The organism is Flavobacterium denitrificans DSM 15936 (assembly GCF_000425445.1).
Lineage (GTDB): Bacteria > Bacteroidota > Bacteroidia > Flavobacteriales > Flavobacteriaceae > Flavobacterium > Flavobacterium denitrificans.
Genome location: NZ_KE384379.1, coordinates 284,583 through 296,228, shown reverse-complemented (window position 1 = coordinate 296,228; position 11,646 = coordinate 284,583). Strand labels below are relative to the sequence as shown.

The following is an 11,646-nucleotide window of genomic DNA, read 5'->3' as shown; positions in this document are numbered from 1 at the left end:
AATAAACTAATTGTGTGAAGTTGTAAAATTAGTGATTCTATAAAGCTTTAAATTTGAGTTGCTTCAAAAGAGAATGTCTTAATTCTATTACTATGAAAATACCGCTTTTAGCTTTTAATGACAAAGGTATTTATTGCCAGCAAGCCGATGTTTATCTTGATCCGTGGCGACCTGTAAAAAATGCGATCATTACACACGGACATGCTGATCACGCGCGCTGGGGACATCAAAATTATATTACGCATAATACTAATGTTCCTATTATTCGTCATCGGTTAGGAGAAATAAATGTAACGGGAAAAGAATGGGGAGAAACCTTTGTAGTCAATAATGTGAAATTTTCCCTTCATCCCTCCGGACATATTATTGGAAGCTCACAAATCAGGGTCGAACACAAAGGCGAAGTCTGGGTTTTTACCGGAGATTATAAAACCGAAGACGACGGAATTTCAACTCCATACGAAGTCGTAAAATGCGACACATTTATAACCGAATGCACTTTTGGATTGCCCGCTTTTAACTGGACACCGCAAGCCGAAGTTATTTCCGAAATCAACAATTGGTGGGCCGAAAATAAAGCAGAAGGCAGAACTTCAATTCTGTTTGGCTATTCTTTAGGAAAAGCGCAAAGACTTTTAAAATACTTAGATACCAATATTGGAAAAATATATACGCACGGCGCAATCGAAAATATGACCAATGTTTTACGTCCAATGATTGATTTTCCTCCAACCGAATTAATTACCAGAGAAACAAAAAGAGAAGCGCTTTTAGGAAATATTGTTCTCGCTCCGCCAAGTGCACACGGAAGTATTTGGATTAGAAAAATGACACCATTTGTAACTGGAGCAGCAAGCGGATGGATGGCTTTTCGTGGCGCAAGACGAAGACGCGCCATCGATAAGGGTTTTGTTTTAAGTGATCATTGTGATTGGCATTCTTTACTGGAAAGTGTAAAAGCAACTGGTGCAGAACGTGTAATCTGTACGCATGGTTATACCGACATTTTTGCCAAATATTTAAGAGAATTAGGTTACGACGCCAGAACCGAAAAAACACAATATGAAGGCGAAACTGCCGAAATGGAAAAAGAGGATAAAGCAGAAATAGATCAAAATGAAACTTCGATTATTTCTGAAAATTAAATGTAAATGAAAAATTTCGCCCAACTCATAAAAACGCTGGACAGTTCAAATAAAACGAACGTAAAAGTCGATGCTCTGACAACGTATTTTAAAAATGCGTCGCCAGAAGATAAAGTATGGACAATCGCCATTCTTTCGCATCGTCGTCCGGCGCGACCGGTTAATACAACTTTGTTAAGACTTTGGGCAAATGAATTAGCCAATATTCCATTATGGCTTTTTGAAGAAAGTTATCATATAGTAGGTGATTTGGCTGAAACAATTGCACTTATAATTCCAACCACAAAAGAACATTCTGATAAAAGTTTAACCGAATTTCTACAGGAAATTATTGCCTTAAAAAAGAAAACCGATTCGGAGAAAAAAGAATATCTACATGAAAATTGGGTTGCTCTAAATTATTACGAACGCTTCGTTTTTACCAAATTAATTACCGGAAGTTTCAGAATCGGCGTAAGCCAAAAATTAATGACAAGAGCGTTATCAAAAGCGGAAAATGTAGATGAAGATGCTTTGGCTTATAAATTAATGGGAAATTGGAATCCGAATACGATTACTTTTCAGGAATTGATTTTGGATGAAAAAAGTTCCGATTATTTATCAAAACCGTATCCGTTTTATTTGGCGTACCCAATTGAAGGTGAAGTCGAAGATTTAGGAAATCCCGAAGATTGGTCGATCGAACACAAATGGGACGGAATTCGGTCACAGACCATCATCCGCGAAAGCGAGATTTACGTTTGGTCAAGAGGCGAGGAGTTAGTTACCGATAAATATCCGGAGTTTAAATCTTTCGTCGGATTGATTCCAAACGGAACCGTAATTGATGCAGAAATTTTAGCTTTTCCAGAAAATGAAATTGGTACTTTCAATGATTTACAAGCCAGAATTGGACGCAAAACAATATCGTCAAATTTGCTGGAAAAAGTTCCCGTAATTTTAAAAGCATACGATATTTTAGAATGGGAAGGAAAAGACATTCGAAATTTACCGTATATAGAAAGAAGAAAATTGTTAGAAGATTTATACGATGAAATAAAAGATTTTACGGCAACATTTCAACTTTCAAAACGAGTTGCTTTAACTTCTTGGGAAGATATTACAAAAGAAAGAGAACGCGCCCGCGAAATGAAAAGTGAAGGTTTAATGATAAAACGCAACAATTCGCCGTACCAAGTTGGAAGAAAAAAAGGCGATTGGTGGAAATGGAAAATTGAACCTCTTGTAATTGATGCTGTTTTGACCTACGCCATGCGCGGACACGGACGACGCTCGAATTTATTTACCGATTATACTTTCGCACTTTGGCAGAATAATGAAAACGGAGAAAAAGAACTCGTCACTTTCGCGAAAGCCTATTCCGGTTTAACCGATGCTGAATTCAGGAAAGTAGATGATTTTATAAAGAAGAATACTTTAGAACGTTTTGGTCCGGTTCGAAGTGTAACGCCACAATTGGTTTTTGAAATTGGTTTTGAAGGAATCTCACTTTCCAAAAGACATAAAAGCGGAATCGCAACAAGATTTCCAAGGATTTTGAGATGGCGACAAGACAAAAAAATAGAAGAAGCCAATTCTATTGAAGATTTAAAAAGTATGATTTCGTAAAAGATTCAAAGGGACAAAGTAACAGAGTTTCAAAGAAAAAAAAATATGAAACAGCTAAACTTTGTCCCTCTGAGCCTTTGCAACTTTGAACCTAAAAAAAATGAATAGGGAAGAATTGTATACAGTAGCCGAAAACTGGTTTAAAAGTCAGGGTTGGAAATCTTTTCCATTCCAGACGCAAACTTGGACAGCTTTTCTGCAGGGAAAAAATGGTTTATTAAACGCTCCAACGGGAAGCGGAAAAACCTATGCCTTGTGGGTTCCTGTAGTTCTCGATTACATTAAAAAAAATCCCGATTATAAAACGAAACACAAACCCGGATTAAAAGCAATCTGGATTACGCCTTTGCGAGCGCTTTCTGTTGAAATAAAACAAGCTGCAGAACGAATTATTACCGATTTAGATTTACCGTTAACTGTCGGAATCCGCTCTGGAGATACTTCTCAAAGCGAAAGAGCAAAGCAAAAAAACAAAATGCCAGATTTTTTAATTACAACGCCTGAGAGTTTACAGCTTTTGTTAGCATCAAAACAATACGAAAAAACCTTTGCCAATTGCGGTGCCATTGTAGTTGACGAATGGCACGAATTAATGGGAACCAAACGCGGTGTGCAAATGGAATTGGCACTTTCGAGATTAAAAACGATTGCTCCAAAAATGCGAATTTGGGGAATTTCAGCCACAATTGGGAATCTGGAATTAGCTCAGGAAGTTTTATTAGGACATGATACGGAAGCTTATAAAAATTCGGTTTTAATAAAAGCCCATATCAATAAAAAAATAAAAATAGAATCGATTCTACCTGAAAAAATGGAAACTTATCCGTGGCGCGGGCATATGGGTTTGCATTTAATTGATGAGGTTGCCAAAATCATTCGTAGAAGTAAAACAACTTTAATTTTCACTAATGTACGTTCAGCTTGCGAAATTTGGTTTCAGGCAATTTTAGAAAGATATCCTGAATTTGCCGGAGAAATGGCGATGCATCACGGAAGCATCAGCAGAGAAACGCGTCTGTGGGTGGAAGACGCGATTCGAAATGAAGAACTAAAAGTGGTAGTTTGTACTTCGAGTCTGGATCTGGGCGTTGATTTTGCACCTGTAGAAACGATTATCCAAGTTGGCGGACCAAAAGGTGTTGCGCGTTTCTTGCAAAGAGCCGGAAGAAGCGGACACCAGCCAGGAAAAGAAAGTATGATTTATTTTCTCGCTACACACGCAATGGAATTGATAGAAGCTTCGGCATTAAAAAAAGCGGTTGCCAAAACCGTTGTCGAAGATCGAATGCCTTATTTAAACAGTTGGGATGTTTTGGTTCAATACCTCAATACACTTGCCGTTTCTGACGGATTTTTTCCGGATGAAATTTATGAAGAAGTCAAAACAACTTTTTGTTATCAAAACATAACCAAAGAAAACTGGAACTGGATTTTGAATTTCATTACAAACGGAAGCCAAAGTTTACAAGCCTACGACGAATTCAAAAAAGTAGAAATCGAAGAAGACGGACGTTATAAAATCAATAGCCGTTTTATTGCCATGCATCACAGAATGCAAATGGGAACCATTGTGGGTGATGCCGTTTTAAATGTAAAATTTTTAAGTGGCGGTTTTATCGGTACAATCGAAGAATGGTTTGCTTCAAAATTGCAACGAGGCGATGTTTTTACTTTTTCCGGAAGGCGACTCGAATTATTTCAAATTAAAAACATGCAGGTTTTAGTTCGAAAAGCAGATCCGAAAAAAACGGCAAGAGTTGTAAGCTGGATGGGAGGGAGAATGACGTTATCGGCACAAATGAGTGAATTGCTTCGGGAAGAATTATATACTGCAAACACAGACAATTTAACTCCAGAATTAAAAGCGTTAAAACCCATTTTTGACAGACAAAGAAAAGAAAGTATTGTCCCTAACAATGATGAATTTTTAATTGAAACTTTTAAAACACGCGAAGGTTTTCATGCGCTTTTTTATCCTTTTGAAGGTCGTTATGTCCATGAAGCGATGGCAAGTTTAATTTCGTACCGAATCAGTTTGTTGTCGCCAATCACGTTTTCGTTGGCTTATAATGATTATGGGTTTGAACTACTTTCGGATCAGGAAATTGATATGCAGTCTGTTTTTGATAATAATTTATTTACGACAGAATATGTACATCATGATTTGCAGAAAAGTTTAAATTCAACCGAAATGGCGCGTAGAAAATTTCGGGATATTGCTGTAATTGCAGGTTTAGTTTTTACTGGAATGCCCGGAAAACCAGTAAAAACGAAACATTTGCAAAGTGGTTCACAATTGCTTTTTGAGGTTTTTAGAGATTACGAACCCGATAATTTACTTTTACAACAGGCCTTTATCGAAACCTTTGAACATCAGTTAGAAGAAGGTCGTTTGATTCAGGCAATGGAAAGAATAAACAGTCAAAATATTATTTGGAAACAATGCAAGAAACCAACGCCGTTTAGTTTTCCTATTATTACGGATCGTTTGCGAGAGAAAATATCCAGCGAAACTTTGCAGGAAAGAATCAAAAAAATGACAGCCAATTACATGAAATAATTTAGAACATGAAAATTACAATCCACAATCAAAGTTTTGTTTTGCATCCTTGCGGTGCTGCATTTTGGGAAGAAAAGAAAATCCTCTTAATTTCTGATTTGCATTTGGGGAAAATCGCGCATTTCAGAAAGCACGGAATGGCGATTCCAGAACGAGCTGTTCAGGAAAATTTCATACGATTAAATAATGTTCTTCAATTGTTTGATGCTGAAACGATTATTTTTCTTGGCGATTTATTTCACAGTAAAATAAACAACGAATGGGATTTTTTTGCTGACTGGACCAAAACTGTTTCGCAACAAATTATTTTAGTTGAAGGCAATCATGATATTATTTCTAAAAAAAATTATGCGGATTTGAATATTGAAATTTATGAAGAATTAATAATGGACGATTTTCTCCTAACGCATCAACCGACAACAAGAGAAAACTTTTTCAATTTATGCGGACACATTCATCCTGGAATAAAACTAAAAGGATTAGGGAAACAATCGCTCGGGTTATCTTGTTTTTTTAGAAAACCACATCAAATGATTTTTCCGGCTTTTGGAGAATTTACAGGCAATTTTTATCTCATTCCCGAGGAAAATGACAAAGTTTATGCGATTGCAAAAGATGAGGTAATCGAAATAAAAAACTAAATTAGTTCAATGCAAAAGGAGCGCACATTCTAAAAGTAGGAACAATTACTTTGAATGTTTTAGTTGTAGTGAAATTAATCATGTTAAAATGACCTTTCATAGCGCCATAAGGAGATGATAATAAACATCCAGAACTGTAAGTGTGATTTTCACCTGGTTTTAAAACCGGTTTTTTGCCAATAACTCCTTCTCCGTCCACAATATCTAAATCATTTAATGAATCAAAAATTTCCCAGTGACGTGAAGTTAATTGTACCGAATCTTTACTGTGGTTTTCAATTGTAACTACATAACTAAAAGCAAAATGAATCTTGTAGTTCTTGAAGTAAGTACCTTCAAAACTAGTCAAAACCGATATTTTTATGCCTCGTGTAATTTGAGAAACCATACTAAAGTAGTATATATGTGTGCGTTATATGTGCAAAGCTACGAAAAAAAATGATTGAAGTGAAAACCTTAACATTGTTTTAATTTACGATGTTTATTGAGTTTCCGTTTCCTTTTCCGATGACTCTTTGGTAGCGATCCGAACTTTCTTTGTAATAAACTAAGATGGTATATTCATTTTCAGTCTGATAAAAATTTCCATCAACAGCATTTTCATAATCAATGACTCCTTTTTTATCCACGGTTCTGTATTGATAATTAGTGAAACCTTGTTTGATCATCACAGCTTTTTCAAAGATCGCCTTGTCTGGATTATAATCCATTTTATATTCAGGCGAAAGGCTGAAATTATTGAACATTCCAACAATGTAAATATCTTTATTCAATTGAAAAGCCGGTGCAGATAAAGTGAAATAAACCCAAGCATAATCAGCTTCAATTTCTTGCTTGAATCCGTTGATGTTTTTTACAACAAAATTTCCGTTTACATCTTCGTAAAGCGTATAAATTTGGTTGCCTCTCGCAGCATTAGTGTATAAATATGAGCTGTAAACGTCATTGTTGGAACCCATTCTAGCTACATTATTGCTTGCAGCGCGGATGTCTTTGTTTTCGAAATACAAAAATTCATTTCCGCCCCAAAATTGCGTTTCCTTGTCGTATTTGTAAACCAGTTGATTTCCAATGGTGTATTGGGGAGGGACATTTTTAATGCTGGTCTTGAAATCACCATTTTGCAATAAAAGGACTTTTACACTTTGTAAAGGTGTTTGAAAAGTAATATCATTTGACAAAATAGTAAATTCAAGATTTTGCTTGTAATCAATATTGCTTAGGTTTCTTGTGCGTTTTACCAAGCAGGCAACAGTAGAGTGATTTTCGTAAAGAACAAATTTCCTTGCGAGAACAATTTCTTTATCTTCATTAAGGATTTTCAGTATATAGTTCCCCGAAATTCTAAGCTGCGTTGTAAACTGATTCGGAAACGTTAATCTATAATGTGTATAGCCTTGAAGTGTATTAAATGAATTTGTAAAATCAGTAATTCTTTGATTGTCAAAACCGCGAATGTATTCCGTCTTTGGGATATCTGACGGAATCCAATTGTAATCGCAATGAACCAATTCAAAATAATAGTTGGCTTCGTTGCCAAACAAATCATCAAATTGAAATGAAAATACCGAACCCAATTCAAAAATTGGGACAACATTCGTATCGTTTTGAACAAATGAAGCGGTCTTGATATTATATGGAGGGTCTATTTCGTTTTGTATTTCCTGAGCTTTCGCCGAAGTAAAAATTAAAAACAAAAAGAAGCTTATAGATAATAATTTTGGCATTTTATATATTGTAAGATTTGTAAATATAACAATTTTATGCCACGAAAAATAGGCCAATCTATTGGGTTTAACAATTAAGAACCCAAAATGTATTCTAAATTGCCTTCAATTTCATCATTAATATAACTTTCTTCTAAAAGTGAATCCGACAACAATTTTTTGTTTTCCTGCAGTTTGATGATTTTTTCCTCAACTGTATTTTTTGAAATAAAACGAATCACATTTACTTTATTCATTTGTCCAATTCTGTGCGCTCGGCCAATACCTTGTTTTTCGGCAAAAGGATTCCACCAAGGGTCCAGAAATAAAACATACGAAGCTTTGGTAATATTTAATCCCACGCCGCCCGCTTTAAGCGAAATAAAAAACAACAATGGATTTTCCTTTTCCTGAAAACGTTTTACTTCTTGTTCTCGTTTACTAGCTGGAGTTTCCCCAGTAATTTCGCAAAATTCTATTTTATGCTCTTTGCACCAATCGGTATAAAAACTCAAATTCGTAACAAACGAACTGAAAATGATTACTTTCTGTTTCGATTTAACTAAATTTTCTAAATAGTTTGTAACAGCAATATATTTTCCAGAATCAATTTCTGAATCTGCATCAATCATTTTTGGGTGATTGCTCAATTGTCTTAACTTCATCAGTGTATTAATAATACTGATTTTGTCCGGACTTGAATCTGTTTTCAACAAGAAATTACGGGCTTTAGATTTTTCTTTCTCGTACAATTTTTCCTGTTCAGGATCCATATCGCAGTAATAAATCTGCTCAGTTAATTCTGGTAAGTCTTTTAAAACCTGTTCTTTGGTTCTTCTTAAGATATAGGGAGCAATGAGGTTTTTTAACTCGGATAAAACTTCTTCATTTTGCTTTTTCTCAATAGGATTTTTGAAGTTTTCCATGAAAAAAGCATAACTACCCAAAATATCCGGATTGATAAACTGCATTTGTGACCATAAATCGTCAAGTGAATTTTCGATTGGCGTACCACTCAAGGCAATTTTATGCCCTGTGTTGATTTTATTTATGGCTTTAAAAATCTTAGAATTTTTGTTTTTGATGTATTGACTTTCATCCAAAATCAAATAACGGAAATCATATTTTTCTAAAATGGAAATATCACGATGAATGATGCTGTAACTTGTAAAAATCAAATCGGTCGAATTGATGCTGCTTGCTAACATTTTTCGATCATTTCCGACATATTGCATTTTAGAAAAGTGAGGCGTAAACTTTCCAGCTTCATTAAACCAGTTAAAAACCAATGAAGAAGGAAGAACGATCAAAGCTTTTAGAGGTTCTCTTTCAATAGTAGTTTCGTTGGCAAACAAATCAAAATTGGTGGTTTTAGTGGTAAAGCCTAATTGTTCCTGAACAGAAACCAAAACGGATAATGTTTGCAAGGTTTTTCCAAGTCCCATATCGTCGGCGAGACACGCGCCCATATTAGAGTTAAAATGTCCCAAAAGCCATTTTACTCCTTCAACTTGATAAGGTCTTAAAGTTGCTTTTATTAACTCTGAAGCTGTAAATTCGGCTTGATGAATCTGATCCAAATCATTGTCGATTTCCGAAATTCCGTCAAGAGCAGTAAAGTTGCTTTTACGTAAAAGCAAAACGCCGTTTTCTGTTTTGGCTAATTTTGCCAAAGAGCCGTATTTGCTGAACCATTCCAGCGGAATCAAAAAGTAGTTTCCGTCAGGCAATTGGAAAAGCCTTTCCTTGCTTTTTATATTAGGAATTATTTCGCTGAAATTGATTTTGTAATTTCCAACTGTAATAATGATTTTAATGTCAAACCAATCGGCTTTCGTTTCTTTTGCAATCGAAATTGTATTGCTTTCTGTAATGATTTCTTTGCTTTCGAGTTTTAAGTTCTGAATCGTAAAACCTAAATTTTCCAGTTTTTCCTTATTATCAATAATGAGTTGAATATTCAGATAAGGATCAGAAGTTTCAGCTTCCGATTTTAATCCAAATAACTCATTTTTGATTTTTTCTAAACCAATTTCGAGTAATTTTTTACAGTATGAATTTTCGTCTGAACTTCTTTTGAATTGAATTATTCTAGGTTCATTAGCGACACTGAAATCAACAAATGAATGTGTTTTTTTAGTTTTGCTTCCATCAAAAATATATCCGTTATAATCAAAATATAAATTGAGATAAAAGCAGTTTTTAAAGAAATCAAAAACGGGTTGTATTGTACAGGAAACGATTTTGTCGCGAAGCTCGATTTCAAAACCATTCGAGTGAATGTCGATTTTTTTAGCTATTTCCGGAATGAAATTCTTAAAATAATCATCTACTAATTTTGAAGGAATTTCAATTGATTTTTTCTTTAAAAATGGCGTCAGTTTTTTAGCATTTAACTCTTTTAACTGGCCTAATTTTTTATCAATAATCAACCAGCCTGGTTCATCTAAAAGAATGTCAACATTTTTATTCATTGGCAAAAATATAGTTTCATTTTCTTTTAATGAAAGCGTATAAGTGATGCCTTCAGCGTGTTTGTCGAACTGAATTTGAGGCTCAAAATCCAGCGGTTCTATGCTAACTCTTGATCGGTAAAAATCTTTTTCCGGACCCAAATTAATAGATAAAGGAAATTGCTCCTTTACAATCAAATCGTAAAAAGGAGTCAGGTTGATTTTTAAATGCTGACGAATGGCAAAATCAATTTTGGAATCTTTCTGCAAATCGGCAATGGTTTTGGCTGATTTAATTTTTGCACCGAATTTTTTGAAAATAAATTCAGGTTTTAAAGATTCACAAATATTTAGAATTCTTTTTGAATTGGGATCTAAATTTTCGAAATCAATTCCGAAACTTTCAAGAACACCTTTAGTTGCCTTTTTATTTAGATATTTAATTTCAATAGTATTCTCAACAATATATGCAGTTGGGATATAGGCATTCAGATTTTTTTCAAAACTGATGTCAAAACAGAACTGAAATGATTTTGTAGGTTCCAAGATTTGAGGTTTGATTGGCGTATAGTTGGGGGATTTGGCTAAAATTCAAAAAAATGAACGCTGATTAAACGGATTGCTAAAGCAAAACGCGGATCAAAGCAGATTTTTGTTTTAAATATCGATAAACCTAACAGGTTTTTAAAACCTGTTAGGTTTTGTCTTGGAGCTTTATATAAATGAACTTATATCACTTATATGGTGAAAAAAAATTAGTTTTCAGGTTTAAAGCAAAGCGGAATGATTTCTCCTTTTGCCAAACAATATTTTTCAACTAATTCTGGTGCAATTTTATTGGTATAATCTTCTTCAATTACGATAAAACCAATGCTTCTTAATTTGTCGAAATAATCGCGTCCGTAAATACGAACGTGATCGTATTGACCAAATATTCTTGCACGTTCTTTCTGATCTGTAATAGAATCATCCGCAAAAGTAACTTCGCGATTTAAATCTTGTGGAATTTGCAAAATCGCCATTCCGCCTGGTTTTAAAACTCTGAATAATTCCTGCATTGCTTTTGTATCATCCGGAATATGTTCTAAAACGTGATTACACAAAATAACATCGTATTCATTGTCTTTGAAAGGTAAATTACAAATGTCTGCTTTTACATCTGCCAAAGGCGAAAACAAATCGGTTGTAGTGTAATCAAGGTTTTTTTGCTTACGGAAAAGTTTGTAAAAAGCTTGTTCCGGAGCAAAATGTAGTACTTTTTTAGGTGCTGTAAAAAAATCAGTCTGATCATTTAAATATAACCAAAGCAAGCGATGTCTTTCTAACGAAAGTGTACTTGGCGAAAGCACATTATTACGTTGTTTTCCATATCCGTAAGGCAAAAAAGATCTAAAACTTTTTCCGTCGATAGGATCAGTATATTTACTTCCTTTTAAAGATAAAGCTAAAATTGGACGTGCTACATAACTCAAACGAATTAATAAAGGACGCGGGATTGTATTAAGGACTAATTTGAAAAGTTTTTTCACAGGT

Annotated in this window: 8 protein-coding genes; 4 read left to right on the top strand and 4 right to left on the bottom strand. The window is 34.5% G+C overall.

Annotated elements, in window-relative coordinates; genetic code table 11:
- Nucleotides 1–92: 92 nt before the first annotated feature.
- The 4 genes from H600_RS0120945 (at nucleotide 93) to pdeM (ending at nucleotide 5,954) form a co-directional block, all read left to right on the top strand.
- Nucleotides 93–1,145, top strand: coding sequence for a ligase-associated DNA damage response exonuclease (locus tag H600_RS0120945; protein ID WP_026730623.1), 1,053 nt, complete (start codon nucleotides 93–95; stop codon nucleotides 1,143–1,145).
- Between the two features lie 6 nt (nucleotides 1,146–1,151).
- A complete protein-coding gene (locus H600_RS0120940; protein WP_026730622.1) occupies nucleotides 1,152–2,753 on the top strand; it encodes an ATP-dependent DNA ligase in 1,602 nt (533 codons plus the stop codon).
- Between the two features lie 100 nt (nucleotides 2,754–2,853).
- Complete coding sequence (locus H600_RS0120935) at nucleotides 2,854–5,313, top strand: ligase-associated DNA damage response DEXH box helicase (RefSeq protein ID WP_026730621.1); 2,460 nt, start codon at nucleotides 2,854–2,856, stop codon at nucleotides 5,311–5,313.
- Nucleotides 5,314–5,321: 8 nt separating this feature from the next.
- The gene (gene pdeM, locus H600_RS0120930; protein WP_026730620.1) at nucleotides 5,322–5,954 is read left to right on the top strand and encodes a ligase-associated DNA damage response endonuclease PdeM; all 633 of its coding nucleotides are present in this window, start codon (nucleotides 5,322–5,324) and stop codon (nucleotides 5,952–5,954) included.
- A 1-nt stretch (nucleotide 5,955) separates the two neighbouring features.
- On the opposite strand, the gene apaG is transcribed toward pdeM, so the two are convergent.
- The 4 genes from apaG to H600_RS0120910 form a co-directional block, all read right to left on the bottom strand.
- A complete protein-coding gene (gene apaG / locus H600_RS0120925; protein WP_012023834.1) occupies nucleotides 5,956–6,342 on the bottom strand; it encodes a Co2+/Mg2+ efflux protein ApaG in 387 nt (128 codons plus the stop codon).
- 79 nt (nucleotides 6,343–6,421) lie between these two features.
- On the bottom strand, nucleotides 6,422–7,681 hold the full coding sequence (locus H600_RS0120920) for a type IX secretion system plug protein (protein ID WP_026730619.1): 1,260 nt from the start codon (nucleotides 7,679–7,681) through the stop codon (nucleotides 6,422–6,424).
- Between the two features lie 74 nt (nucleotides 7,682–7,755).
- Nucleotides 7,756–10,659, bottom strand: coding sequence for a DEAD/DEAH box helicase (locus tag H600_RS0120915; RefSeq protein WP_026730618.1), 2,904 nt, complete (start codon nucleotides 10,657–10,659; stop codon nucleotides 7,756–7,758).
- A gap of 209 nt (nucleotides 10,660–10,868) precedes the next feature.
- Nucleotides 10,869–11,642 carry a class I SAM-dependent methyltransferase gene (locus H600_RS0120910; protein ID WP_026730617.1) on the bottom strand — a complete coding sequence of 258 codons (774 nt, stop codon included), beginning with the start codon at nucleotides 11,640–11,642 and terminating at the stop codon, nucleotides 10,869–10,871.
- Nucleotides 11,643–11,646: the final 4 nt, after the last annotated feature.

Bases quoted from the DNA above. Each gene is read 5' to 3' on its own strand.
- H600_RS0120945 (WP_026730623.1), top strand. From the start codon at position 93: ATGAAAATACCGCTTTTAGCTTTTAATGACAAAGGTATTTATTGCCAG.
- H600_RS0120940 (WP_026730622.1), top strand. From the start codon at position 1,152: ATGAAAAATTTCGCCCAACTCATAAAAACGCTGGACAGTTCAAATAAA.
- H600_RS0120935 (WP_026730621.1), top strand. From the start codon at position 2,854: ATGAATAGGGAAGAATTGTATACAGTAGCCGAAAACTGGTTTAAAAGT.
- pdeM (WP_026730620.1), top strand. From the start codon at position 5,322: ATGAAAATTACAATCCACAATCAAAGTTTTGTTTTGCATCCTTGCGGT.
- apaG (WP_012023834.1), bottom strand. From the start codon at position 6,342: ATGGTTTCTCAAATTACACGAGGCATAAAAATATCGGTTTTGACTAGT.
- H600_RS0120920 (WP_026730619.1), bottom strand. From the start codon at position 7,681: ATGCCAAAATTATTATCTATAAGCTTCTTTTTGTTTTTAATTTTTACT.